Here is a 24707-nt window from a genome sequence, read left to right as displayed (position 1 = left end):
CGGTTGCTGGGTGGCGGCGGTGTCGACGGCGCGATCCACCGCAGAGGCGGACCCGAGATCCTGGCCGCCTGCGAGCAGTTGCGGGCGACGACCTATCCGGACGGGTTGCCCACCGGCGCGGCCGTGGCGACGACGGCGGGCAACCTGCCCGCCCGCTGGGTGATCCACACCGTCGGCCCGGTCTGGGCGGCCCAGCACGACCGCTCCGGCCTGCTGGCCTCCTGCTATCGCGAATCCCTGCGTGTCGCAGAAGAATTGGGCGCGCGCACGATCGCCTTCCCGGCGATTTCCACCGGTGTCTACGGCTGGCCGCTCGACGACGGCGCCCGGATCGCCCTCGACACCGTCCGGGCCGTCCGCACGGGCGCCACCGAGATCCGTTTCGTTCTGTTCGACGCGACCGCGCATCGAATCTTCGAATCCGCGCTGGCCGCATCGGAATAGGCGGGTTCGCCACCCCGCGGTACGCGGGCTCGCCGCGCTCGGGCTCCGTGTCGGTGGCCGCCGGTGCCGGGGCTCTCGGTTAGACTTCGAACAATTGTTCGCGACTCGACAGGGGTGCATTTCGTGCGCGTGATGGGTGTCGACCCCGGGCTCACCCGGTGCGGCCTGAGCATCGTCGAGGGCGGGCTGGGGCGGCAGGTCACCGCGCTCGACGTCGACGTGGTGCGCACACCCGCCGATATGGACCTCGCGCAGCGGCTGCTCGGCGTCGCCGACGCCGCCGAGCACTGGATGGACACCCACCGGCCCGAGGCGGTCGCGATCGAGCGGGTCTTCTCCCAGCACAACGTCCGCACCGCGATGGGCACCGCGCAGGCCGGCGGGGTGATCGCATTGGCGGCGGCACGTCGCGGCATCCCGGTCGCCTTCCACACCCCGAGCCAGGTCAAGGCCGCAGTGACCGGCAACGGCTCCGCGGACAAGGCTCAGGTGACCGCCATGGTGACCCGCATCCTAGGCTTGCAGACGGCGCCGAAACCGGCTGATGCGGCCGACGCCCTGGCGCTGGCGATCTGCCACTGCTGGCGGGCGCCGATGCTGGAGCGGATGGCGAAGGCGGAGGCCCAGGCCGAACAGGCGCGACGCAGATACGCCGAAAGGCTTGCCCAGCAACGAAAGGCGGTGACCAGGTGATCGCGTCGGTGCGCGGTGAGGTGCTGGAGATCGGTCTCGACCACGCGGTGCTGGAAGCCGCGGGCGTCGGTTATCGGCTCAACGCCACGCCCTCCACGCTGGCCGGTCTCACCCGCGGCGACGAGGCCCGCCTCTACACCGCGATGATCGTGCGCGAGGATTCGATGACGCTCTACGGCTTCGCCGACACCGAGGCGCGCGATCTGTTCGGACTGCTGCAGACCGTTTCCGGTGTCGGTCCCCGGCTGGCGATGGCGGTGCTGGCGGTGCTCGAGCCCGAGGCGCTGCGGAAAGCGTTGGCGGAGAGCAATGTCGCGGCACTGACGCGGGTGCCGGGAATCGGAAAGCGCGGTGCCGAGCGCATGGTGGTCGAATTGCGCGACAAGGTGAATCTGGTTCCCGTGCAGTCCGCACCGCCGGGCGCGGCGCCCGCCCCGGTCGTCACTCCGGTGCGTGATCAGGTCGTGGAGGCGTTGATCGGGCTCGGCTTCCCGGTGAAGCAGGCCGAACCGGCCGTCGACGGCGTCCTCGCAGAACAACCCGAGCTCGGGACCTCGCAGGCGCTGCGAGCCGCCTTGGCGATTCTCGGCCGGAACCGGTGACGCCGATGCACGAAGACGAATCTCCTTCCGGCGCCGAGGATGTCGAGACCGGCGCGGACGGGGGCGAATCCGCGGTTACCGCGAACTATCTGACGTCCGACGGTGACATCGAGGCCGGGCTGCGCCCCAAATCCCTCGACGACTTCATCGGCCAGCCCCGGGTGCGCGAACAGCTGGCCCTGGTGTTGCGCGGTGCGACCCAGCGCGGCGGCACCCCCGACCACGTCCTGCTGTCCGGCCCGCCTGGACTGGGCAAGACCAGTATGGCGATGATCATCGCCGGCGAGCTCGGTACCGCACTGCGCATCACGTCCGGTCCTGCCCTGGAACGCGCGGGTGACCTGGCCGCGATGCTCAGCAACCTGGTCGAGGGCGATGTGCTGTTCATCGACGAGATCCACCGCATGGCCCGCCCGGCCGAGGAGATGCTGTATCTGGCGATGGAGGATTTCCGGGTCGACGTCGTGGTCGGCAAGGGACCGGGAGCGACCTCGATTCCGCTGGAGATCGCGCCGTTCACCCTGGTCGGAGCGACCACGCGCTCGGGCGCGCTGACCGGCCCGCTGCGCGACCGCTTCGGTTTCACCGGCCATATGGACTTCTACGAGCCCGAGGAACTGCAGCGCATCCTGCAGCGCTCGGCGGCGATCCTCGGGGTGCGCATCGAATCCGACGCGGCGGCCGAGATCGCCGGCCGCTCCCGGGGTACGCCCCGCATCGCCAACCGGCTGTTGCGCCGCGTGCGCGACTACGCCGAGGTGCGGGCCGACGGCCTGGTCACCCGGGACATCGCCAAGGCCGCGCTGGCGGTCTACGACGTCGATTCGCTGGGGTTGGACCGGCTCGACCGCGCGGTCCTCGGTGCGCTGGTCCGCGGCTTCGGCGGCGGACCGGTCGGGGTGTCGACGCTGGCGGTGGCCGTGGGGGAGGAGGCCGCCACCGTCGAGGAGGTGTGCGAACCGTTCCTGGTCCGTGCCGGGATGGTGGCGCGCACCCCGCGCGGGCGGGTCGCCACCGCCGCGGCCTGGGAACATCTGGGCCTGGTGCCGCCGCCGGATCTGGTCTTCGGATCCATCGAGGTCCGGGGCCGCGAAGCCCAGCCCACGCTCGACCTGTTCGACTGACACGGTCCGGCCCGGTCGTAGGGCCGCGCTAACTCACCAGCGCCGCGACCGCATCCACGAAGGCATCCACCTCGGCGGAGTGATAGGCGCGGACACCGGCCTCGGCCGTGCCGAATTCGGGCCTGATCGCCGCGACGTCCCATCCCGTGGCGGTCTGTGCCAGCACTGCCGCCACGCGCTCCCGGAACGCGTCGACCTCGTCGGCGACATATCCGCTCCGTCCCAGCGGCGGGGCCGAGAACCGCAGCCGCGAGACGTATTCCGCCGAGGGCGGCCACGCCACCTGCGGCCGGGCCGGGCCGTAGCGCGCGAATTCCAGTTCCACACAGGCGCGATCGAGAAACGCGTCCACCTCGTCGCGGTCGTAGTCGCGGCGGCCGGGGGCGGCCAGGCCGAATTCGTGCCCGCGAATGGCGGCCGCACTCAGCGCGGCCCGGCCCGCGAAGGCATCGGCGAGGGCGGCGCAGAACGCGTCGACCTCGGCGGGGTCGTAGCCGCGGTGCCCGATCGGGGCCCGCCCGAATCGGATCCCTCGCACATACTCCGGCGTCACCCGCACATTGTTACTACACCGCTCCGCCGGCGCGCACCCCGTCGATCAACAGTCGCGGAATCGCCTGGGCCAGACCCGCGGTCGACTCCGGATCGGGATCGCGCAGCCCGTGCACGATGGCCGCCAGCAACATGCCGGTCACCGCCTTGGCCGTATTGGCGGCGTCGAGATCGGCCCGCAGATAGCCGAGTTCCACCCCGTGTTCGAGATATCCGGTGGTCAGCGCGTCGGCGGTGTCGAGCAAGCCGTAGAGCCGCATCGTCAATTCCGGATCGATACCGGTCGCCTGGAACAGCAGCAACTGCGCGACCCGCCGGTCCTCGAGGAAGATCCGATGCAGCGCCACCCCGATCCGGTCCAGCTGATGCCGGTAGTCATCGAGTGAGGTCGCCGCGTCGGGCGCGTTCTCGGTTCCGAGCGCTTCGATGATCCGCGCGGCCAGATCGTCGATCACGTGGTCGATGATGTCGCGTTTGTTTTCGAAGTAGCGATAGAACGTCCCGTGCCCGATTCCCAGGGCCGTGGCGATATCGGCGATTCCGGTGGCGTGATAGCCCTTGTCGGCGAAGCAGGCGAAGGCGGTGTCGATGATCTGTTGCCGCAGTTCGGCCTTGCGTCGCTCCAGATGTGTGGATGGCTTCGGCACGGAGCCGATGATACGGTGTTCCGCAACGGAATGATGTGTCATTCCGTATCAGATACGTCAGGTAACAGGGAGGTTCGGCGTGGCACCTCGATACGACGCCGTGGTGGTCGGTGCGGGATTCGGCGGTATGGGGGCCGGGATCCAGCTGGATCGTCTCGGCCTGAAGAATTTCGTGATCCTCGAACGGGAGGACGGCCTGGGCGGCACCTGGCACGTCAACCACTACCCGGGCCTGGCGGTCGACATCGCCTCGGTGACCTACTCCTATTCGTTCGAACCGAATCCGCACTGGTCGCGACTGTTCGCCCCGGGCGCCGAGCTCAAGAAGTACGCCGAGCACATCGCGGACAAATACGACCTGCGCCGCCGGATGCGGTTCAACCAGGTCGTCGGCGGTGCTCGCTGGGATTCCGGGCACGCGTACTGGGTGGTGTCGGTCGAGGGAGGCGAGACCCTCACCGCGCGCTATCTGCTCACCGCGACCGGATTCCTGTCCCAGCCCTACACCCCGCCGTTCCCGGGCATCGACAGTTTCGCCGGCAAGATCATCCACACCACCGCCTGGGAGGACGATTTCGATCTGACCGGCCGGCGCGCCGCCGTCATCGGCACCGGCGCCACCGCCGTGCAGCTCGTCCCGGAAGCCGCGAAGAAGGTCGCGGAACTGACCGTGTTCCAGCGCACCCCGATCTGGGTCGTGCCGAAGGTCGACACCGCCATCCCGAAGCCGGTCCAGCAGCTGTTCGAGAAGCTGCCGCTGACCCAGAAGGCGGCCCGGCTGGTCAACACCGGCGCGCTGGAACTACTGATGGTCTCCGGCGTGCTGCACTACAAGCAGGCCAGATTCGGCAACAAGGGCGCCGCGCTGCTGGCGAAGGCGCACCTGCGCGCCCAGGTGCGCGACAAGCAGACGCGGGAGAAGCTGACCCCGCACTACGACTTCGGCTGCAAGCGGCCCACCTTCTCCAACACCTACTTCAAGACCTTCAACGAGCCGCACGTGCGGCTCGAGACCAATGCGATCGACCATGTCGAGGCCGACGGCATCGTGACCGCGGACGGCCACAAGACCGAGATCGATACCCTGATCCTGGCGACCGGATTCAATCTCTGGGATGTGAACTTCCCGGCCGTCGAGATCATCGGGCGCGCCGGGGTGAATCTCGGAAAGTTCTGGCGCGACAACCGTTTCCAGGCCTACGAGGGCATCACGGTGCCGAAGTTCCCCAACTTCTTCAGCCTCAACAGCCCCTACTCCTACAGCGGTCTGTCCTACTTCACCACCATCGAGGCGCAGATGAAGCATATGGACCGGCTGCTGCGCGAGGCCCGGCGGCGCGGTGAGCAGGTCTTCGAGGTGCGCGAAGAGGCCAACGCGCGATTCCTGGACTACGTGACCGAGAAGCTCGGCTCGTCGGTGTTCTACGCAGGCGATTGCTCGACCGCCCGCAGCTACTACTTCAACCAGCACGGCGAGGCCGCGCTGCTGCGCCCGAACAGTACTGTCACCACCCACCGCGAAGCGGTGAACTTCCCGCTCGACGACTACGTCTACGGCGCGCCCGCGGCCTGAGACACCGGCGCGGACGGGGTTCGCGCCGGTGTGGCGCACCCCGCCGCGCACACCGCGGGTGTGGCGATATTCCAGGTTGCTGGCAGACTGTGTGGGTACAGCCCATCCAACCCACCAAACTAGGACCGACTACGACGATGGCGAACCTGCTGTTTCCGCTGCTACTGGTAGTTCTGCTCGTACCGATGTTTCTCGGTGTCCGCCGCCAGAAGCGCGAAGCGCAGAAGGTCGCCGATATGCAGGAGAACGTGAAGGTGGGTGACCAGGTCACCACCACCTCCGGTCTCTACGGCACCGTGGTCGACCTCGACGAGGAGACCGTCGACCTGGAGATCGCCGAGGATGTGGTGACCACCTGGCTGCGCGCCGCCATCCGCGATGTGCGCCCCACCGGCGACGCCGCCGAGGCGGATTCCGCCGCGGACGAGTCGGACGACGAGGCGATCGCCGGCACGACGGTGGAGGGTGCTGCCACCAACGGGACCAACGGATCGGCTGCCGCGAGCGGCTCGGCCAACGGTTCCTCCCCGGTGTCCGGTGCGGAGGAATCCGTCGAGGACACCGCAGCCCGGCTGCGCAAAGACTGACCCGCTTCCGCCGTCGCAGCGCTCACCGCCGCGACGGCGGTGCGGCGTGTCCGTGGGCCCGCGTCCGCCGGTGCTCCATGTTCGCAGGTCATGCCGCAATTCCGGCCGCCACCCTCACCGCCTAGGAGATATGTACTGTGCCACCTTCCAAGGGAACGGGGCATCCGCTGCGGCTGCTCGGCGTCTACGCCGTGCTGCTCGCGGTGATCTACGCGTTGGTGTTCTTCACCGGTGACAAGTCGCCGGAACCCAAGCTGGGAATCGACCTGCAGGGCGGAACCCAGGTCACGCTGACCCCGCGCACGCCCGACGGCGGTAAGCCCAGCAAGGACAGCCTCAAGCAGGCCCAGCAGATCATCGAATCCCGGGTCAACGGCCTCGGTGTGGCCGGTTCCGAGGTGGTGATCGACGGCAACAACCTGGTCATCACCGTGCCCGGCAACGACGGGCAGCAGGCGAAGTCGCTGGCCACCACCGCCAAGCTCTATATCCGCCCGGTGGTCGGCCAGCCGCTTCCGGTGGGGCCCGACGGCAAGATCCAGACCGGTGCAGGTGGCGAGCCCGCACCCGGTGCGGAACAGCCCGGCACCCCGCCGGCGAACACTCCGGAGCCGGCTCCGGGGGCGGGGCAGCAGGCCCCCACGCCGGGTGCGTCGCCGGGTACCGAATCCAAGCCGTCGAACGAATCCGGCACCGCCTCGGGGACGGCTTCCTCGGGTGAGACGTCCGGTACCGGCGAATCCTCGGGCACGACCGCGCAGAACCGGGTCTTCCCGGCTCCGGCACAGGCCCCGACGACGCCCGCACCCACTCCGGCACCGTCGCCGCAGTCGGGAGCGCCGAATCCGGCGCTGACGCCGCAGCAGCAGGCCAAGCAGGAGATCGACGCGGCGCGGGCACTGCGCCAGAGCACCGACCCGCAGGTCCAGCAGCTGGCGGCCCAGCAGCTGGACTGCCACAAGCCCGATCCGCTGGCCGGTAACGACGATCCGAAGCTGCCGCTGGTGACCTGCTCGTCGGACGGCAACGAGGTGTATCTGCTGGCCCCGATGCGCATCGATGGCCAGGACATCAAGGATGCGAGCTCGTCGCTGAACCAGCAGTCGCAGTGGGCGGTCGATCTGACGTTCAAGAACGCCGACGCCTGGGCCGACCTCACCAAGGAATACCTGCAGAAGCAGGTGGCCTTCACCCTCGACTCGAAGGTGATCAGCGCGCCGGTCGTGCAGCAGGGCCCGCAGCTCGGCGGCACCACCCAGATCACCGGTCAGTTCAACGCCTCCACCGCCAAGGAGCTCGCCAACTCGCTGAAGTACGGTTCGCTGCCGCTGTCGTTCGAGGTGTCGGAAGCGTCCACGGTGTCGGCGACGCTGGGCCTGGCCTCACTGCACGCCGGTTTGATCGCCGGTGCGATCGGGCTGATCGCGGTGCTGCTGTACTGCCTGCTCTACTACCGGATGCTCGGCTTCCTCGCCGGGTTCTCGCTGGTGGCCTCGGGTGTGGCGGTGTACGGCATCATCGTGCTGCTCGGCCGGTGGATCAACTTCACCCTGGACCTGGCCGGTATCGCCGGTCTGATCATCGGTATCGGTATGACCGCGGACTCGTTCGTCGTGTTCTTCGAACGCATCAAGGACGAGATGCGCGAGGGCCGCAGTTTCCGCTCGGCCGTCCCGCGCGGCTGGGCTCGCGCGCAGCGCACCAACCTCTCCGGTAAGACCGTCAGCCTCATCGCCTCGGTGGTGCTCTACATCCTGGCGGCCGGTCAGGTGAAGGGCTTCGCGTTCACCCTCGGCCTCACCACCGTGCTCGACGTGGTCGTGCTCTACCTGGTGACCTCGCCGCTGATGATGCTGGCCTCGCGCTCGCCGTTCTGGGCGAAGCCGTCGGTCAACGGTCTGGGCGCGGTGCAGCAGGTCGCGCGGGAACGCAAGGCGGCCGGAACTCTCGTAGGGACGGGGGCACGATGAGCGACAATCGCAGTCAGGTGTTGGAGGAACCACTCGTGGACGAGTCGCTGCCCACCGCGGACGCACCGAAGCACGGATTCTTCGAACGCCTCTACACCGGCACCGGCGGCTTCCAGATCGTCGGCCGCCGCAAGTTGTACTACAGCATCGCCGCGGTGCTGGTCCTGATCGCGGTGCTGAGTATCGCGGTGCGCGGCTTCACCCTCGGCATCGATTTCGCCGGCGGTACGAAGATCCAGATCCCGGCGACCAGCGGTATGAGTACGACCTCGGTCGAGGACACCTACTCGCAGGCACTGGGACACAGTCCGGTGACCGTGCAGAAGGTCGGTTCGGGTTCCTCGGCCTCGTTCGAGATCCGTTCCGAGACACTGGATTCCGCGCAGCAGGACAAGATCGCGGATGCGCTGTTCACGAAGTACCATCCGAAGGATGCCAGCGGTACGGCCAGCCGCAGCGTCATCAGCGTCACCGAGATCAGCGAGACCTGGGGTGGGCAGATCACCCGCAAGGCGCTCATCGCGCTGGTGGTGTTCGTCCTGTTGACGATGATCTACATCGCGATCCGATTCGAACGCGACATGTCGATCGCCGCGATCGCCTCGCTGTTCTTCAACATGATCGTCACCGCCGGCATCTATTCGATCGTCGGCTTCGAGGTGACGCCCGCCGCGGTGATCGGTCTGCTGACGATTCTGGGCTACGTGCTCTACGACAACGTCGTGGTGTTCGACAAGGTCGAGGAGAACACCCGCGGCGTCCTGCATCTGACCCGGCGCACCTACGGTGAACAGGCCAACCTCGCCGCCAATCAGACGCTGATGCGTTCGATCAACACCACGGTGATCGGCATTCTGCCCATTGTCGGCATGCTGGTGATCGCCGTCTGGCTGCTCGGTGTGGGCACGCTGAAGGATCTCGCGCTGGTGCAGCTGGTCGGCATGATCGTCGGCGCCTACTCGTCGATCTTCTTCGCCGTGCCGCTGCTGGTGTCTATCAAGGAGCGCTTCGGCCCGGTGGCCGCGCACACCCGCAAGGTGCTCGCCAAGCGTGCCGCCGGCGATTCCGGCCGCACGGGTGAGACGCCGGCCCGTCGCGCCTCCGGTGCGCCGGTGGCCACCCGCACCCGCGACAGCGGTTCCGCCGCACCGAGACCCGGTGCCCGGCCCACCGGGAAGCGGCACAAGAGAACCCACTGATGAGGGGAAGGGGGTCGGATCGCGTGCGGCGGACGCTCCGGCGGACATTCGGTGTGATCGCGGCCGGTGCACTGGTCACCGGCGTGATCGCGGGTTGTTCGAGCAAGAACCAGGTGCCATCCATCGGATACGCCGTCGACGCGGTGCCGGCCACCTACAACGGCGGAAGTTCGGCCGGTGTCGCGGGCGGTTCCGCGGCGCTGTTCTCCCGCGTGCTGACCGGGTTCTTCTACACCGGCCCGGACGGCCAGCCCGTCGCCGACACCGATGTCGGCACCGCCAACGAGGTGGCCGGCGAGGCGCAGACCATCCGGTACCGGCTCAACCGCGACGCGGTCTACTCCGACGGGGTGCCCACCTCGTGTGACGATCTGGTGCTCGAATGGGCCGCGCGCAGTGGGCGGTTCACCAAACCCGGCCCGGGTGGCGCGATTCCGCTGTTCGACGCCGCCTCGACCACCGGCTATTCCGATATCGAGCGGGTCGAATGCCAGCCCGGCTCGAAGGACGCGACCGTGGTGTTCCGGCCCGACCATCACTTCCTGGCCTGGCAGACGCTGTTCAACGCCGGTGATCTGATGCCGGCGCACATCGCCGCCAAGGCCGCGGGTGTGCCGAATGTGGTGGCGGCGGTGCAGTCCGGGGACCAGGCCGCACTCGATCGGCTGGCGCAGTTCTGGAACACCGGCTGGAATCTGAAATCCGGTGACATCAACGCCGACCTGCTGCCGTCCTCGGGGCCGTACCGCATCGAGTCCTACAGCGACGGCGACGGTTTGGTGCTGGTGAAGAACGAGAAGTGGTGGGGCAACAAGCCGGCCACGCCCCGCGTCGTGGTGTGGCCCAAGAACGCCGATCTGAAGAAGAGGATCTCCGACAACTCCGTCGAGGTGGTCGACATCGGGGCGGGCTCGGTGAAAGACCTGAGCTTGAACAAGTTCTCGGTGAATCAGGAACCGGGCCGCGGCGCCGAGCAGCTGGTGCTGTCCACCGCGGGTGTCTTCGCCTCCGCCGACGCCCGGCGCGCGTTCGCGCTGTGTGTCCCGCGGCAGGCGTTGTTCGACACACTCGGGCATCCGGGTTTCGACGACAAATCCGGCCTGGGCTCCGGGCCTCTCAATTCCCGCACGGTACAAGCAGATTCGGTGTACTACCCGGCGATCACGGGACCGGCGGACAAATATCGCGCGGGCGACGCGCCGGGTGCGCAGCGGGCTCTCGCGGCAGCCGGGGTGGCCAACCCCACGATCCGCATCGGCTATCGCAGCCCCGACGACCGCCGTGCCCGCACCGTCGCGATGATCGGCGATGCCTGCAAGGCGGCGGGTGTGACCGTCGTCGACGCCGGTGCGGCGGACTTCACGCCCGCGGAACTGGGCGCCGGCAAAGTGGACGCCGTACTCGGCGGCACCGCGGCGGCCGTGGGCCCGGCCGGTTCGCTGCCGGGGATCGAGGCGACCGCGGCGCTGCGCACCGGTCAGGGCGTGAATTTCGGGCGCTTCGGCAACGGGCGTTACGATGCGATCGCGGATCAGCTTGCGGCGGACGACAATTCGGTGGCGGTGTTGAGTCTCGACACCGAGGCCGAGAATCTGCTGTGGAACGAGATGCCGTCGATCCCGCTGTTCAACACGCCTCGGACCGTCGCGTTCGGGAAGGGCCTGGAGAACGGGGTCGCGAGCCCCACCAAGGCCGGTGCGGGCTGGAATATGGACCGCTGGGTGTTGCGGCGGTGAGCGTCCTCGGACGCTGGATGAGGGAGCGGGTGTAGATGAGTAAGCACACGATGGTGGAAACGGCCGAAACCGCGGAGGAGAAGGTCGCGCGGACCGCCGAGGTGGTCGGGCGCCTGACGCGCTGGCACGACGATTTCCCCACCCCCGGTGTGCGTTTCGCGGACCTGACCCCGGTGTTCGCCGACGCCGAGGGCTTCCACGCGGTGATCGAATGCCTGGCCGCCTGCGCTCCCGACGCCGATCTGGTGGCCGGGGTGGACGCGCGCGGATTCCTGCTGGGCGCCGGTGTGGCGGCGCTGCTCGGGACCGGTGTGGTGGCGGTGCGCAAGGGCGGCAAACTGCCGCCGCCGGTGCTCTCCCGCGAGTACACCCTCGAATACGGCTCCGCCGCATTGGAGATTCCGGCCGACGGCATCGAACTCACCGGCCGCAAGGTGTTGCTGCTCGACGACGTTCTCGCCACCGGTGGCACGCTGGCCGCCGCCGCGGAACTGTTCCGCACCGCCGGGGCGCAGGTGGCCGCGGCCGCGGTGGTACTCGAGATCGGCGAACTCGGCGGGCGTGCTCGCCAGGGCGACTATGCGCTGACCTCGATCGTGCGGGTGTGAGTCGCGTGTCGGTTGTAGGGCGCGCGCGGGGATCGTTATGCTGACGCGCGGCAAGGGACCCGGATGAACGACCGACGGACGATCGCATGAACGAGTACCGCAGTGCGCGCGACAGTGCCGGAACCGGACACGCCGACCGGTGGTGGCGATGAGCCGCAGCCGGCGTACCCGCGTCGGGGCAGCGCTCGCGGGCGCCGTGGGCGTCGCGTTCGTCGTCGGCGGCGCGACCGCTGCGGCTACTCCTTCGGTGGCGCTGCGGGGCGGCGCCACCATCACGGCCCGGGTCACGGGGGAGAAGGCCGGGCAGACCTGCCGGATCACCGGTTCGGGTATCGATATGCCCTGGCGTACGGTCGGTTCGGACGGCTCGGTGGAACTGGACAGCGGACCGGTTCCGTCGGGGCGGCACAACGCTCGCGTCGTCTGCCGGGATCCGCGCACGGGCGCGGCCTCACAGCATGCGGTGGGTAAGGAAGAGGACGTCTTCACCGGCCATTGGGCTCCGGCCTTCGAATTCCTCCACCATCATCGGATGGAATTCCTTACCCCGCACGAACGCTGATACCTTCCGACGTCGAGTCGATCCACTTCCGCGGGCTCAGATCCGCGCCAGCAGGCGCGCGATGATCCCGGTCACCACGAGCCAGAACACCGCTGCCAGGCCGTAATTGATGATGACGTCCCAATCGTGGGAGCCGGTGTTGAACAGGCCCGGGAAGAACAACGCCAGCGGTTCGGCCAACCCTTTGATGAAGGTGAAGAAGCGGTTGGTCTGGTTGGCGTCGAAGATCTGCAGCAGGATGTAGACGATCTCGATCAGTGCGAGGACACCGCCGATCGTGCTGACGATCGCCGCCAGCCCACCCGTGCGGTTTGTCCCATAGGTTCTATATCTGTACATGTCGGCCGAATACCCGCCTGACGGCGTTGAACGCAGCCGATTTTGTCCAGAGGTCTGGACTGTCCAGAAATGTGAGCGCTGCTCTTGACAGAGGGGTGCCGGTGCGCGATGATTGGGTCATCGAGGAGAGCACCGCTCACAAAAGCGAGGAGTAGTCATGAACACCACCCGGTACATCGCGCCCACCGGTATCGACCCGATCATGAACCGGATGTTCAACGTCCTGCCGAAATGGGGCATCAGCGTGATGGGATCCCGGCTGCTGGCCGTGCGCGGTCGCACCTCCGGGGAGTGGCGGACCACGATGGTCAATGTCCTGCAGGATGCGGACGGGACCCGGTATCTGGTCGCTCCTCGTGGTCGCACCCAGTGGGTTCGCAATATCCGCGTCGCCGGCGGCGGAGAGCTGCGGCTGGGACGCAAGACCGAGGCGTTCACGGCGACCGAGGTCGCCGACGCCGACAAGGTGCCGGTGCTGCGGCTGTATCTGAAGAAGTGGGGCTGGGAGGTCGGCAAATTCTTCGAGGGCGTGACCGCCGATGCCACCGACGCGGAACTCACCGCCATCGCACCCGGCTTCCCCGTCTTCCGGATCAACTGAGCCACAACGACTTCCGTCGCCGGTGACAGATATCACCGGCAATGTGATCTTGCGACTCCTTCGCTGGTTCGCTAGAGTTGTCGAGTCTTGTTTCCGTTGATCGGAGTCGTGCCGTTGCTCTTCTGAGGTAGCCATCGCGTGGCCCGCACTTCTGCGCGCCATTCCCGCCGCCCTCAGGAGCACGCATATGTCTATTTCGGCGATTTCGCTGTCTGATCTCACCTTCACCTGGCCCGACGGCACCCCGGTGTTCGACGGTCTCGACGCGGTACTCGGACCCGGCCACATCGGTGTGGTGGGTAGTAACGGAGCCGGGAAATCCACCCTCTTGCGGCTGATCACCGGGGAATTGCGCCCTGTCCGCGGTTCGGTGACGGCCGCCGGGCGGCTCGGATATCTGCGTCAGGACCTCGGGTTGGCCGCAGGTCAGCGCGTCGACGCCGTCCTCGGTATCGGTGGTGTGCGGGCCGCGCTGCACCGCATCGAATCCGGCGCCGGCACCGACGCCGATTTCGGCCGTGTCGGAAACCGCTGGGATGTCGAGGAATCGGCGATCGCGCTGCTCGGCCGTCTGGGCCTGAACTACCTGGCCGACGATGTGGCACAACTGGATCGGCGCCTGGAAACCCTCTCCGGTGGCGAGACGATACTGCTCGGACTGGTGGCCGAACTGCTGCGCGAGCCCGACGTGCTGTTGCTCGACGAACCCACCAACAATCTGGATTCCGCTGCCCGCCAACGGCTTTACGATGTGGTCGAGGGCTTCGCAGGCACCGTGCTGACCGTCAGCCACGACCGCGAACTGTTGCGACGGGTCACCACCGTCGCCGAACTGCGCCGCGGTGAGATCCGCACGTTCGGCGGTAACTTCGACGATTACGAGCAGATCGTCGAGGCCGAACAGGAGGCCGCTCGCGCGGCGATCCGCGATGCCCGCAGCGATGTGCGCAAACAGTCGCGGGAACTGGTCGAGGCCAGGATCAAACTGGACCGGCGCCTGCGCTACGGGCAGAAGATGTGGGACACCAAGCGTGAACCGAAGATCGTGATGGCCGAGCGCAAACGGCAGGCGCAGGTCTCGGCCGGCAAACTGCGCAACAACCACATCGCCAAGGTGGAGGAGGCTCGATCGACCCTGGAACAGGCCCAGGAACTGCTACGCGACGATCGTGAGATCCGCGTCGACCTGCCCGGAACCAGGCTGTATCCCGGTCAGGACGTGGTGGCGTTGGAAGAGGTGCGGCTGGCCAACGGGCCGGTGGTCACGTTGCGGGTGAGCGGTCCCGAACGTATCGCGCTGACCGGGCACAACGGCGCCGGTAAGACCACGCTGCTGCATCGGCTCGTCGCGGAACCGCCGAAGGTGCCGTGGCGGCTGCTGCCGCAGCGGCTCGACATCTTCGACGAGCGATCGTCGGTCTTCGACAACGTGTCCGCCGCCGCTCCGCACGCCGGTGCCGAACGGATTCGCGCACAGTTGGCGCGGTTCCTGTTCCGCGGCGGCGACGCCGATGTCGCGGCGGGCGCGCTCTCGGGTGGTGAGCGGTTGCGGGCCGCGCTGGCGATGTTGCTGCTCGCCGAACCGGCACCGAAACTGCTGCTGCTCGACGAGCCCACCAACAACCTGGACCTGCCCAGTCTCCGCCACCTCACCGAGGCGCTGACCAGCTTCGAGGGAGCGCTGATCGTGGTCAGCCACGACCCGCGCTTCCTCGACGAGATCGGCGTCACCCGCCGGCTGGACCTCACCGCGGACGGGTTGGTGGATGAAACGGGCTCCGGAACCGGTTGAACGAACGGGGTGGGTCGAGCCGGACCGGTGCGCGCGCGGGAAAACTCCTACTAAAGTGGGTGTTCTGGGCTGTTGAAGCGGTCGGCTAGGGTGTGGCGATCGAGGCGTGAGAGGTGGTGGCATGACTCAGCATCTGGAGAAGGCGAATGCCGGGAATTCGGCGGCCGGTGATGCCGCGCCGGCTGCCGCACCGGCGACACCGCCGGCCGCCCCCGCCGCACCGCGTCCCGCTGCGCCGAAGTCCGGCGCCGACCGAGGCGGTCAGCCGCCGGCCTCGTCCCCGTCCCCGCGCAACATGCCGATGAAGCAGCCGGGCACACCGGCCGCGGTGCCGAGTTCGGCCTCGCGGCGGGTGCGGGCCCGGCTGGCTCGCCGGATGACCGGGCAACGGGGTATCGCCGCGGTCAAGCCGGTGCTGGAGCCGCTGGCGACCGTGCACCGGGAGCTGTATCCCAAGGCGAATCTGCAGTTGCTGCAGCGCGCCTTCGACGTGGCCGACGAGAAGCACTCCCATCAGTTCCGCAAGTCCGGCGACCCGTACATCACCCACCCGCTGGCGGTGGCCAACATCCTCGCCGAACTGGGGATGGACACCACCACGCTGGTGGCCGCCCTGCTGCACGACACCGTCGAGGACACCGGCTATTCGCTGGACGAGCTGACCGCGGATTTCGGTTCCGAGGTGGCCCATCTCGTCGACGGCGTGACCAAGCTGGACAAGGTCAACCTGGGCGCGGCCGCAGAGGCCGAGACCATCCGCAAAATGATCATCGCGATGGCCCGCGATCCGCGAGTGCTGGTGATCAAGGTCGCCGACCGGCTGCACAATATGCGCACGATGCGCTTCCTGCCGCCGGAGAAGCAGGCGAAGAAGGCGCGCGAGACGCTGGAAGTCATTGCGCCACTGGCACATCGGCTCGGTATGGCCACGGTCAAATGGGAGCTCGAGGATCTGGCGTTCGCGATCCTGCACCCGAAGAAGTACGACGAGATCGTGCGCTTGGTGGCCGACCGCGCCCCGTCCCGCGACACCTACCTGGCGCGCGTGCGGGCCGAGATCGTCAACACCTTGGCGGCGAGCCGGATCAACGCGATCGTCGAGGGCCGGCCCAAGCACTACTGGTCGATCTATCAGAAGATGATCGTCAAGGGTAAGGATTTCGACGACATCCACGACCTGGTCGGCATCCGGATCCTGTGCGACGAGGTGCGGGACTGCTACGCCGCGGTCGGTGTGGTGCATTCGCTGTGGCAGCCGATGGCGGGCCGGTTCAAGGACTACATCGCGCAGCCGCGCTACGGCGTGTACCAGTCGCTGCACACCACGGTGGTGGGTCCGGACGGCAAACCGCTGGAGGTGCAGATCCGCACCCAGGACATGCATCGCACCGCCGAGTTCGGTATCGCCGCGCACTGGCGCTACAAGGAGACCAAGGGCAAACATTCCGGCGACGCCGCCGAGGTCGACGATATGGCCTGGATGCGGCAGCTGCTGGACTGGCAGCGGGAGGCTGCGGACCCCGCGGAGTTCCTGGAGTCGCTGCGGTTCGACCTGAAATCCCCGGAGATCTTCGTGTTCACGCCGAAGGGCGATGTGATCACGCTGCCGCAGGAATCGACTCCGGTCGACTTCGCCTACGCCGTCCATACCGAGGTGGGCCACCGCTGCATCGGCGCGCGGGTCAACGGCCGGTTGGTGGCGCTGGAACGGCAGCTGGAGAACGGTGAGGTCGTCGAGATCTTCACCTCGAAGGCGCAGAACGCCGGCCCGAGCCGGGACTGGCAGAACTTCGTGGTCTCGCCGCGGGCGAAGGCCAAGATCCGGCAGTGGTTCGCCAAGGAACGCCGCGAGGAGGCGCTGGAGGCCGGTAAGGAGCAGATCTCCAAGGAGGTCCGCCGTTCCGGTCTGCCGCTGCAGCGGCTGATGAGCGTGGACGCGATGTCCGCGCTGGCGCACGAACTGCACTATGCCGACATCTCCGCGCTGTACGCGGCGGTGGGGGAGAACCAGGTCTCGGCGCATCACGTCGTGCAACGCCTGATGGCGCAGCTCGGTGGCGTCGGCGACGTGGAAAACGAACTGGCCGAACGGAGTACGCCGTCGACGCTGCCGGCGCGGCAGCGCACCATCGGCGATGCGGGCGTCGAAATCCCCGGCGCCCCCGGTACGGTCGCGAAGCTGGCCAAATGCTGTACCCCGGTCCCGGGCGACGAGATCATGGGCTTCGTGACTCGCGGCGGCGCGGTGAGTGTGCACCGGACCGATTGCACGAACGCGGATTCGCTACGCGCGCAACAGGAACGGATCATCGAGGTCAAGTGGGCGCCGTCGCCGTCGTCGGTCTTCCTGGTGGCGATTCAGATCGAGGCGCTGGACCGCACCCGGCTGCTGTCGGATGTGACCAAGGTGCTGGCCGACGAGAAGGTCAACATTCTGTCCGCGTCGGTGATGACCTCCGGTGACCGGGTGGCGATCAGCAAGTTCACCTTCGAGATGGGCGATCCCAAGCATCTCGGGCATCTGCTGAACGTGGTCCGCAACGTGGAGGGCGTCTACGACGTCTACCGGGTGACCTCGGCGGCCTGATCCGCGGGCGGCAGTTCCGCTTGGGCTCGCGACAGCTGGACCGCGGCCACGCACATCACCAGCACCGAGGCGATGACGACGATGGTGCCGGCCGTACCGGTCCGCAGTCGCTCGTCCAGCACGGTGAGACCGAGGAACGCGGCGCCGAGCGGTTCGGCGACGGTGAAGGCCGGTAGCGAGGCCGACAGCGCCCCGACCTGGTAGCCGCGCTGTTGCAGATAGAGCCCCACGATGCCCGCGGCCACCAGGGTGTACGTCTGCCAGTTGGTGAGCGCCGTGGTGAGGCCGTGTCCGAACAGCTGGATGACGTGCTGGGTGAGCGCGGCGGAAACGCCGAACAGCAGACCGGCCGCGGTCCCCAGCATGAGTGCCTGCAATCCGGTCACCCGGATCACCACCGCGATCACGACCGCCGCGGCGACCACGCCGAGAACCAGAATCAGCGGCCACATCCAGGTCGACCACGGCGCGTCGGAGATGCCCTCGGTGGGATCGCCGACGACGAGGAAGCAGGCCAGTGCGGCCGAGAGCGCGACCGCGTGCGCCCACATGACCGGCGTGACCGGGCGGCGGCTGTAGTGCGCGGCCAGCGGTAACGCGAAGACCAGTGCGGTCACCAGAATCGGCTGCACGATCAGCACCGATCCCAGCGCCAGCGCCACGACTTGGAACACGAAGCCGCCGGCGTCGCCGATGATGCCGGCCCACCAGCGCGGATTGCGAACGAGCTGGGCTACCAACGCGTCACCGGCCGGCACGTCGGCCGCCGCCCGTTGCTGGGCGACCGCCGACACGGCGAACAGCACGGCGCCGACGAAGGCGCAGACGACCGCGGCGACGGGAAAGTTGCTCACCCGATCAGTGTGCCGCCCGCGACCGGCGGCCACGGCATCGGGATCGGTGTACCGATCCGAGGCGGTGTGATGCGGGGCCCGTGAAAGGACCGGGGGAGCGCGAGACCGGCGAATGCGCCGGCATCGGGCGGCGCGGTCCCTCCGAATAGCCGGAATGCCCGGAACGGGTGAATGGCAATTGTTCGGCAACCTATTTCGCGGGGGTGTCCGGAGTTGCGGCGAGTTGCCCTCGGCCAGGCCCGAATTGCGCGTTCGCCCCGGTGTTGCCGAGGCTTCGGGCGGCTGTCGATCCCGGTCGGTCGCCCGGTCCGCGGTGAATCCTTCGCGCAGGTAGGAAGGTTCGGCGACGGCGATCGCGGATGTGCTCGCGCACCGGCGGAGGACCTGCACTCCGAGCCGGATTCTGTTACGGTTTATTGCGTTTCGGGGTGCGCGCGATGTTCGGCGACAACTCGAATCCACATGATGATCGCCGGACGGGTCGCAGTGGCACTCGACCCTCAGAACTGTTGCAGACAGCGGGTTTAAAGGGGGTCAGATCATGCTGACCGTGCTGACATGCTCGGCGGCGACCGTACCGGTCGCCTCGGGCCTTCGCCGCGGGTGTGGCGCACCCACATTCGCACCGGCCCTCGATCGGGCGTTCGAGATACCCCCCTTCACAGCCCTTGACCTGCGTGGATGTGGTATCGCCCGAATCTCGGCGGCGTCGGACGGCGCGTCGAGTTCGCCGAATTCGTCGGGTACGGGACAATTTCCGTTCGGGAAGGGCCTCGGTGACGCCGCACCCGGTGGTGTGCCGTCGGCGCCGTCCCACGGCGGTACCGCTGACAACAACTACCCGTTCTCCACGAACTGATCGCCGAGAGGGTCCGACGATGCTGCACGACGTGCCCGGCTCCGCGGGGATGAGGGAATGTTGAAGCCGTACAAAGAAGTCCAACGGTGGTTCCCGGCGCTGGAACCCGAACACGCCGTGCCCGCGGCCGCGCCGGGGGAATCCGACGCCGTCGACGACGAGGCGGACCCTGGAGCGGCGCGGTATCCGCACTACATCCGCGACACCGAGCCCGAACCGTTCGACATTCCGTTCGCCGACGAACCGGCCACGCGACGCAGCGAATTCGTCGGGGGCTGGACCGACTGGGTCGGCAGCCACGCGCCCGGACCCGATGACGACTATCCGGTCCACGAGGGTGAGGTGCTGCGCCTGCCCCGCGACGCCGAGAACGGCGAGGGCCGGACCCGGGGCCGCCGCCGGACGCGGGCGGCCGGTGCCGACGGCGACGATGCGGAGGGATCCGGGGCGCGTTCGCCGGTGGACGATTCCGACGAGCGCGACGACGTGGACACAGACGACGTGGATACCCCCGAGTGGATTCTGCCGCCCCGGCGCGAGCACGGCGACGGCGGCGCGGGACGGATCGTGCGCCGCGCCCCGGGGCCGGCCTCTCCGGCCCTGCGTGACTACATCCGCCCGAGCCGGTTGCGGGTCGCGCTCGTCCTCGCGGTAGCCGTGTTATTGCTGGCGCTCGCTGGCTGTTTCGCGCTGTATTTGCTGCGCTCCGGTGACGGCGGAAAGCAGTCGATGGCGCCGCTGCCGGTACGGCCGGCGGTGGGCGACGAGGCGCCGATGCTGCGGCTCACCTCGGCGTTCGGCGCCGATTCCGGCGCGCGGGTGGGTTCGGCGGCGCACTGCCCGACCGAACGGTCCGCGCGCGTGGTGCGCGGCGCCGAGGTCGGCGGCACCGATTCCGGGCCGGACGCGATCATGTGGTTCCAGCACGCGTTCTACGTCGAACGCTCGGCCGAGCGAGCGCGCGAGGTGGTGGCGCCGAACGCGGCGGTCTCACCGGCGCCGGTGATCCAGCGCGGCATCGCCTCGGTGCCGCTGGGCACCGACTATTGCGTGCGGGTGGTCACGTTGGACGAGAACAGGTATTCGGTGGAGGTGACCGAACGGCGGCCGGGCGCGACCCCCGCCACCTACGACAAGCAGTTGGTGACCACCGCGGTGGTCGGCGGCCGCACCCTGATCACGGGCATCACGGCCGGGTAAGAGGAGAGCTGAGATGGGACAGGACTGGAGCCGATGGCTCGACGAGACGTCCGACGCGGACGTCGCGGCGAGCTCGCGACCGCGTGGACGGGCGCCGGTGGTCCGGTTGCGCAAGGGTCGGCGTGACGACGGCGAGGGTGGCGGCCTGCCGCGCCCGATTCTGGTCGTGGGCGGCTGCGGAGGGGCCGGAACCACCACCACCGCACTGGGACTCGCGGGCGAACTGGGCGCGGAGGCCGCGGCGGTGGCCGTGGACGCCACCGTCGCCGGCAGCGATCTGGCCCTGCGCGGCGCCGACGAACATCTGAGCCCGATCAGTCTGCAGCAGTGGCTGTACGGCCGCGGTGACGACGAACCGGCGCCGCTGAAGGAATGTCTCTCCCAGGCGAGCTCTGGTATCGGCCTGCTGTGGCGCGACGCCTCCCCGCTGCGCCGCCGCGCCACCTATCTGACGGTGGCCCGGGCCGTCGCCGACGCCGGCTACACCCCGGTGTACGACGGCGGCAGCCCGATCGCCGCCCGTCAGCTGCGGCCGCTGCTCGAGGACGCGGAAGTGGCTCTGGTGCTGTCGATTCCGGCGCGTGCCGACGCGGCCAACCGTTTGCGGGTCACGCTGGAATGGCTCGACGACGAGTTCGGCGGCCATGCCGAGGGGCAGGGCGGTGGCATCGTCGGTGACACCACCATCGTGGTCTCACATCAGTTGCCCGGCAACGACTCTCGAGTAGCCGATCACCTGCGCGAACATCTCACCGGCTGGGTCCGCGACATCCGCGAGATCCCCTACGACACCCACCTGGCGCGCGGAGAACTGGTGCGCCACAACGCACTCGACGCCGAAACCCGGAGGGCGTACCGGCGGCTGCTGGGCGGGATGGCATCATGACCGCGGCCATGAAGGAACCTCGCTCATCCGAAAACCCGCCTGCGGCAGGCGTTGTCGCACCGGCGGAGTCCCGTCGCGCGCCCATCTGGGATCGTCCGGTGCCGGGCGCCGGACGGGCGCCGCTGGTGTGGTTGCTGGGGGTGCACGGCGGCGCGGGAGCCAGTACCCTCGCGCATGTGCTTGCGCCTGCGGCGGATTCGCACCGGCGCTGGCCCGGTGTGTTCGAACGCGAATCACCTTTCGTGGTGCTGGTCGCCCGCGAGACCATCGCCGGGCTGACCCGCGCCCATGATCTGCTGCGTCAGCACCGGGCCGGGCTCGCCGGGCCGAGCGAGGTGCTGGGCCTGGTGACCGTGGCCGCGCGCCCGGGCCGGATCCCGGCCGAGATCCGGCGCTACCGCGATGTGGTCGGCGCATTGGCCGGGGAGGTGTGGCAGATGCCCTGGATCGAGGAGTGGACGCTGGTCGAACCCGATCAGCTGCCGGTGTGGTCGCCGAGCGACCCGCCGCCACAGCAGCGCAAGCGCAAACTCGATCCGCTGCAAGAAGTTCCGCACGAGGTGGACGCGCTGGGAATGAGCATCGTCGACCTGGTGCGGGAGACGGTCGGCGCCGGTTCGCAACAGGAGGAGCAACGATGATCGTGCCCGGACGTTGTGCTGCCTCGACCACGCCGACAGCTGTTTCCGACGGTGTACCTCCGGTACCCGGCTTTGTATTCCGATCACCTATTGAGAAGGACGCTCGATGAGTACCATCCTGGCCGCTGTACACGAGACGTACGGCGTTGTTCTCGCTCAGGTCGGGAACCCGACACCCGAGACGCCACCGGCCGCCGACAAGCTCATGAAACTGGTGCGCTACTTCACGTGGTTCGTGCTGCTGTCGGGCATCCTGGGCATCACCTACGCCGGTGGCCGCTTCGCCTGGGAGAAGTGGACCGGCGGCGGGCTGGAATCGCCGAAGATGGTGGCGGGCGCCATGATCGGCGGCATCGTCGCCACCAGTGCGGGCACGATCATGAACGCAGTCATCGGGTCGTGAGGGGCGCCGCGATCGTGCTGGCCTACAAGCAGATGCCCGCGGACGTGATCGAACCGATCATGCAGCTGATCAACTGGTTACTGTGGTGCGTGCTGTTGCTGTGCCTGGCCTGGATGATCATCTCCGCGGGCCGGCTGTGGTCGGCGATGCGCGACGACATGGCCGTCAACGACGCCTCGCACGGCATCGTGATGAGCCTGATCGGCGCCATCGTGGCCAGTTCGGCAAGTGCGATCGCATTGACCCTGCTTCCTGCGTGAGCCGGTGACAGATTTCCGCATGCCCGCCGATGACACCACGGCGACAACCACATTCGACGAAACGACAGTCGACGACGACCTGCGACGGGAGGTGACGGTATGAGCAACAAGGACACCTACGACGAGCGCAGCGGCATCTCCTTCGGTGTCATCGTCTCCGCGGCCGTGATCGCCCTGATCGTGATCGTCGGCGTCTTCGTCTACCTCGGCCGTGACACCTCCTCTTCCGATGCCCGGAAAACGGATCCGCCGCCCTCGCCCGTCGCGGGCTCGGGCGCGACCGGATTCGCCGAACCCGATACGGACCTGTTCCGTCGCCGCGTCGATATACCCAACAATCCTGCGGGACAACCACTTCCGCAGAACCCCGCACAGCAGCACGACTCGTCGGATCCGGACTGGCTGACCGCGGCACCCGCCGGCACCACCGAACCACGTGGCTGGCAGCGGGTCTACGGCGCCTCGGTGCCGTTCTCCACCAGCGACGGTCCGACCCGGATCGACGACAAGGGACTGGCCGTCGGCTATTCCCACACACCGCAGGGGGCGGCATTGGCGGCGGCGCAGATCACCTATCGGCTCAACGCGCGGCCCGGCGACCGGGATCTGTACGTGCGCCAGGTGCGGGTCTCGGCCCAGCAGGTCGCGGCCTACGACAGGGCGCGCGGTGACGGCAAACTGCCCGATCAGCAGCCGGCGCGGATCACCAGGTACCTGGTCGCCCCCGACGCGTTCCAGATCGAGAACTACGCCGACGATATGGCGATCGTGCGGCTCGCCGCCCGCGGGCCGGTCAACGACGGCAAACAGATGTGGGCGGCGATCCGGCTGGTCATGGTGTGGGACAACGGGGATTGGCGACTCAAACCCACCGACAGCAGAGCCACGCCGAGCGAATACGTCGACACCCTGCAGGGGTGGACCCGATGGTGAGCACAGCGATTTCGAGAAAGGCACGAGAGTCAGCCGATGGTCCGGATCGATTCCCTGCGACGCATCGAGGAGTGGATCTCATGGTGAGGCGCATCGTCACGATCTTCGCGGTCGTGTTCACCGTCATGATCGCGACCCCGACGGTGGCCTACGGGCAGACCTACGGATTCGACCCGACCTGCAACGAGATCCATGACGATCTCGACGGTCTGGGCCTGCCCGGCATATCGCTCGGCGACGCCGCCTCCGCGGCGTGCAAGGCCGGCAATGCCGCCACCCATCCCGGTGACGCCGCCAACGCGGTGAAGGACAAGGCGTGGGATTCCACCTTCGGCAAGGTGGTCGACTCGTTGATGAACGGTCTGGGCGAGGCGCTGATCCTGGCGCTGACCTTCTGGATGAAGGTGCCCAACGATCGCATCAGCGACGGCGGAGCGCTGTTCCAGAAGATCAACGACTACACCTATCAAGCGCAGATCCTGCTGCTGATCGTGTCGGTGATCCTGTCCGGCGCCAGACTCGCCGAAGCCAGACGCGGCGCGGCACTGAGCGAGGCCGCGGAATCGTTCCGGATGTTCGCCCGGGTGATCTTCAGTTCCTGGATGCTGGGCGCCGTGGTGGTCGCGGGTACACAGGCCTCGGATCGCTTCTCGCAGTGGGTGATCGAGGACGCCACCAACGGCAATGCCCGCAGCCTCGCCGAGCTGATGGTGAAAACGTCGAAGCTACAAGCGTTTTCGCCCGGCCTGGTGCTGATCATCGCGATCGTCGGCCTGCTCGGCGCGCTGGCACAGATCGTGCTCGCGATCGTGCGCCAGGGCATGCTGGTGGTGGCCGCGGGCGTGCTGCCGCTGGCCGCGGCGGCGTCGGGCACCAGTACCGGACGGCAGGCCTATCCGAAGCTGATCGGCTGGATCATCGCGTTCATGCTGTGGAAACCGGTCGCCGCGATCGTCTACATGATCGCCTTCGTCACCGCCGGTGACACCAACTCGACCACGCCGACCTCGGGTCTGCCAGACGCCGATCAGGCGCAGCGGATGCTGGTCGCGATC

25 protein-coding genes are annotated in these 24707 nt (G+C 68.1%); 21 read left to right on the top strand and 4 right to left on the bottom strand.

The features are described 5' to 3' along the window. The first annotated feature begins 3 nt into the window (after positions 1-3). The 4 genes from RJ03_RS15480 to ruvB all read left to right on the top strand — a co-directional run bounded on the left by RJ03_RS15480 (position 4) and on the right by ruvB (position 2863). Positions 4-444 (top strand): O-acetyl-ADP-ribose deacetylase, encoded by a 441-nt coding sequence (locus RJ03_RS15480; RefSeq protein ID WP_245552294.1) that lies wholly within the window; start codon positions 4-6, stop codon positions 442-444. 123 nt (positions 445-567) lie between these two features. Further along, a complete protein-coding gene (gene ruvC / locus RJ03_RS15475; RefSeq protein ID WP_030513910.1) occupies positions 568-1137 on the top strand; it encodes a crossover junction endodeoxyribonuclease RuvC in 570 nt (189 codons plus the stop codon). After that, on the top strand, positions 1134-1739 hold the full coding sequence (ruvA, locus tag RJ03_RS15470; protein WP_036502860.1) for a Holliday junction branch migration protein RuvA: 606 nt from the start codon (positions 1134-1136) through the stop codon (positions 1737-1739). The genes ruvC and ruvA overlap by 4 nt, the downstream gene beginning before the upstream one ends. A gap of 5 nt (positions 1740-1744) precedes the next feature. Next, positions 1745-2863, top strand: coding sequence for a Holliday junction branch migration DNA helicase RuvB (gene ruvB, locus RJ03_RS15465; protein ID WP_036502857.1), 1119 nt, complete (start codon positions 1745-1747; stop codon positions 2861-2863). 28 nt (positions 2864-2891) lie between these two features. Here the strand turns inward: ruvB and RJ03_RS15460 are convergent, their stop codons facing one another. Together RJ03_RS15460 and RJ03_RS15455 are read right to left on the bottom strand one after the other, a co-directional pair. Continuing rightward, positions 2892-3416 (bottom strand): DivIVA domain-containing protein, encoded by a 525-nt coding sequence (locus RJ03_RS15460; RefSeq protein WP_036502855.1) that lies wholly within the window; start codon positions 3414-3416, stop codon positions 2892-2894. A 13-nt stretch (positions 3417-3429) separates the two neighbouring features. Next, positions 3430-4071 (bottom strand): TetR/AcrR family transcriptional regulator, encoded by a 642-nt coding sequence (locus RJ03_RS15455; RefSeq protein WP_369974702.1) that lies wholly within the window; start codon positions 4069-4071, stop codon positions 3430-3432. A 70-nt stretch (positions 4072-4141) separates the two neighbouring features. Here RJ03_RS15455 and RJ03_RS15450 point away from each other — a divergent pair, with 70 nt between their 5' ends. From RJ03_RS15450 to RJ03_RS15420, 7 genes are all read left to right on the top strand, one after another. Beyond that, positions 4142-5635: a flavin-containing monooxygenase gene (locus RJ03_RS15450; RefSeq protein ID WP_036502852.1), complete on the top strand. Its 1494-nt coding sequence runs from the start codon at positions 4142-4144 to the stop codon at positions 5633-5635. Positions 5636-5772: 137 nt separating this feature from the next. Then, positions 5773-6222, top strand: coding sequence for a preprotein translocase subunit YajC (gene yajC, locus RJ03_RS15445; RefSeq protein ID WP_036502849.1), 450 nt, complete (start codon positions 5773-5775; stop codon positions 6220-6222). A 137-nt stretch (positions 6223-6359) separates the two neighbouring features. Continuing rightward, positions 6360-8192, top strand: a complete 1833-nt coding sequence (gene secD / locus RJ03_RS15440) for a protein translocase subunit SecD (protein WP_036502847.1) — start codon at positions 6360-6362, stop codon at positions 8190-8192. Next, positions 8189-9391, top strand: coding sequence for a protein translocase subunit SecF (gene secF / locus RJ03_RS15435; RefSeq protein ID WP_036502846.1), 1203 nt, complete (start codon positions 8189-8191; stop codon positions 9389-9391). The genes secD and secF overlap by 4 nt, the downstream gene beginning before the upstream one ends. Continuing rightward, positions 9391-11127 carry an ABC transporter substrate-binding protein gene (locus tag RJ03_RS15430; RefSeq protein ID WP_036502845.1) on the top strand — a complete coding sequence of 579 codons (1737 nt, stop codon included), beginning with the start codon at positions 9391-9393 and terminating at the stop codon, positions 11125-11127. The genes secF and RJ03_RS15430 overlap by 1 nt, the downstream gene beginning before the upstream one ends. 50 nt (positions 11128-11177) lie before the next feature. Continuing rightward, positions 11178-11735 carry an adenine phosphoribosyltransferase gene (locus RJ03_RS15425; RefSeq protein WP_373281702.1) on the top strand — a complete coding sequence of 186 codons (558 nt, stop codon included), beginning with the start codon at positions 11178-11180 and terminating at the stop codon, positions 11733-11735. A 148-nt stretch (positions 11736-11883) separates the two neighbouring features. Next, a complete protein-coding gene (locus tag RJ03_RS15420) occupies positions 11884-12297 on the top strand; it encodes a hypothetical protein (RefSeq protein ID WP_157121819.1) in 414 nt (137 codons plus the stop codon). A 36-nt stretch (positions 12298-12333) separates the two neighbouring features. Here RJ03_RS15420 and RJ03_RS15415 read toward each other — a convergent pair whose 3' ends face one another. Next, the gene (locus RJ03_RS15415; RefSeq protein WP_051024720.1) at positions 12334-12636 is read right to left on the bottom strand and encodes a hypothetical protein; all 303 of its coding nucleotides are present in this window, start codon (positions 12634-12636) and stop codon (positions 12334-12336) included. 157 nt (positions 12637-12793) lie between these two features. On the opposite strand from RJ03_RS15415, the gene RJ03_RS15410 reads away from it, so the two are divergent. The 3 genes from RJ03_RS15410 to RJ03_RS15400 all read left to right on the top strand — a co-directional run bounded on the left by RJ03_RS15410 (position 12794) and on the right by RJ03_RS15400 (position 17616). Further along, positions 12794-13237: a nitroreductase/quinone reductase family protein gene (locus tag RJ03_RS15410; RefSeq protein WP_036502842.1), complete on the top strand. Its 444-nt coding sequence runs from the start codon at positions 12794-12796 to the stop codon at positions 13235-13237. A 187-nt stretch (positions 13238-13424) separates the two neighbouring features. Beyond that, positions 13425-15029 carry an ABC-F family ATP-binding cassette domain-containing protein gene (locus RJ03_RS15405; RefSeq protein ID WP_036502840.1) on the top strand — a complete coding sequence of 535 codons (1605 nt, stop codon included), beginning with the start codon at positions 13425-13427 and terminating at the stop codon, positions 15027-15029. Positions 15030-15324: 295 nt separating this feature from the next. After that, positions 15325-17616 carry a RelA/SpoT family protein gene (locus RJ03_RS15400; RefSeq protein ID WP_269750183.1) on the top strand — a complete coding sequence of 764 codons (2292 nt, stop codon included), beginning with the start codon at positions 15325-15327 and terminating at the stop codon, positions 17614-17616. Here RJ03_RS15400 and RJ03_RS15395 read toward each other — a convergent pair. Then, positions 17592-18470, bottom strand: a complete 879-nt coding sequence (locus tag RJ03_RS15395; RefSeq protein WP_036502869.1) for a DMT family transporter — start codon at positions 18468-18470, stop codon at positions 17592-17594. The two genes, RJ03_RS15400 and RJ03_RS15395, sit on opposite strands and share 25 nt — an antisense overlap. Positions 18471-19386: 916 nt before the next feature. On the opposite strand from RJ03_RS15395, the gene RJ03_RS15390 reads away from it, so the two are divergent. The 7 genes from RJ03_RS15390 to RJ03_RS15360 all read left to right on the top strand — a co-directional run. Next, on the top strand, positions 19387-20529 hold the full coding sequence (locus tag RJ03_RS15390; RefSeq protein WP_036502835.1) for a DUF8176 domain-containing protein: 1143 nt from the start codon (positions 19387-19389) through the stop codon (positions 20527-20529). A gap of 13 nt (positions 20530-20542) precedes the next feature. Continuing rightward, positions 20543-21415 (top strand): hypothetical protein, encoded by an 873-nt coding sequence (locus RJ03_RS15385; protein ID WP_036502833.1) that lies wholly within the window; start codon positions 20543-20545, stop codon positions 21413-21415. Continuing rightward, on the top strand, positions 21412-22056 hold the full coding sequence (locus tag RJ03_RS15380; protein ID WP_030513930.1) for a P-loop NTPase family protein: 645 nt from the start codon (positions 21412-21414) through the stop codon (positions 22054-22056). The genes RJ03_RS15385 and RJ03_RS15380 overlap by 4 nt, the downstream gene beginning before the upstream one ends. Positions 22057-22162: 106 nt before the next feature. After that, positions 22163-22459 (top strand): hypothetical protein, encoded by a 297-nt coding sequence (locus tag RJ03_RS15375; protein WP_030513931.1) that lies wholly within the window; start codon positions 22163-22165, stop codon positions 22457-22459. Then, positions 22456-22719 carry a hypothetical protein gene (locus RJ03_RS15370; RefSeq protein WP_306304678.1) on the top strand — a complete coding sequence of 88 codons (264 nt, stop codon included), beginning with the start codon at positions 22456-22458 and terminating at the stop codon, positions 22717-22719. The genes RJ03_RS15375 and RJ03_RS15370 overlap by 4 nt, the downstream gene beginning before the upstream one ends. A gap of 99 nt (positions 22720-22818) precedes the next feature. Beyond that, entirely contained in the window at positions 22819-23652 is an 834-nt protein-coding gene (locus RJ03_RS15365; protein ID WP_036502831.1) for a DUF8175 domain-containg protein, read from the top strand. An 80-nt stretch (positions 23653-23732) separates the two neighbouring features. After that, positions 23733-24707: hypothetical protein (locus RJ03_RS15360; protein WP_036502863.1), on the top strand; the 975-nt coding region annotated here is incomplete at its 3' end.

Origin of the sequence: Nocardia aobensis NBRC 100429 (assembly GCF_000308375.1) — a bacterium.
Taxonomy (GTDB): domain Bacteria; phylum Actinomycetota; class Actinomycetes; order Mycobacteriales; family Mycobacteriaceae; genus Nocardia; species Nocardia aobensis.
The sequence above is the reverse complement of the archived record's forward strand: the minus strand, read 5'-3'. Positions and strand labels throughout refer to the sequence as shown.

Coding starts and splice junctions, on each gene's coding strand:
- ruvB (WP_036502857.1), top strand. CDS start 1,745: ATGCACGAAGACGAATCTCCTTCCGGCGCCGAGGATGTCGAGACCGGC.
- yajC (WP_036502849.1), top strand. CDS start 5,773: ATGGCGAACCTGCTGTTTCCGCTGCTACTGGTAGTTCTGCTCGTACCG.
- secF (WP_036502846.1), top strand. CDS start 8,189: ATGAGCGACAATCGCAGTCAGGTGTTGGAGGAACCACTCGTGGACGAG.
- RJ03_RS15430 (WP_036502845.1), top strand. CDS start 9,391: ATGAGGGGAAGGGGGTCGGATCGCGTGCGGCGGACGCTCCGGCGGACA.
- RJ03_RS15425 (WP_373281702.1), top strand. CDS start 11,178: ATGGTGGAAACGGCCGAAACCGCGGAGGAGAAGGTCGCGCGGACCGCC.
- RJ03_RS15420 (WP_157121819.1), top strand. CDS start 11,884: ATGAGCCGCAGCCGGCGTACCCGCGTCGGGGCAGCGCTCGCGGGCGCC.
- RJ03_RS15415 (WP_051024720.1), bottom strand. CDS start 12,636: ATGTACAGATATAGAACCTATGGGACAAACCGCACGGGTGGGCTGGCG.
- RJ03_RS15410 (WP_036502842.1), top strand. CDS start 12,794: ATGAACACCACCCGGTACATCGCGCCCACCGGTATCGACCCGATCATG.
- RJ03_RS15405 (WP_036502840.1), top strand. CDS start 13,425: ATGTCTATTTCGGCGATTTCGCTGTCTGATCTCACCTTCACCTGGCCC.
- RJ03_RS15400 (WP_269750183.1), top strand. CDS start 15,325: ATGCCGATGAAGCAGCCGGGCACACCGGCCGCGGTGCCGAGTTCGGCC.
- RJ03_RS15390 (WP_036502835.1), top strand. CDS start 19,387: ATGTTGAAGCCGTACAAAGAAGTCCAACGGTGGTTCCCGGCGCTGGAA.
- RJ03_RS15385 (WP_036502833.1), top strand. CDS start 20,543: ATGGGACAGGACTGGAGCCGATGGCTCGACGAGACGTCCGACGCGGAC.
- RJ03_RS15380 (WP_030513930.1), top strand. CDS start 21,412: ATGACCGCGGCCATGAAGGAACCTCGCTCATCCGAAAACCCGCCTGCG.
- RJ03_RS15375 (WP_030513931.1), top strand. CDS start 22,163: ATGAGTACCATCCTGGCCGCTGTACACGAGACGTACGGCGTTGTTCTC.
- RJ03_RS15365 (WP_036502831.1), top strand. CDS start 22,819: ATGAGCAACAAGGACACCTACGACGAGCGCAGCGGCATCTCCTTCGGT.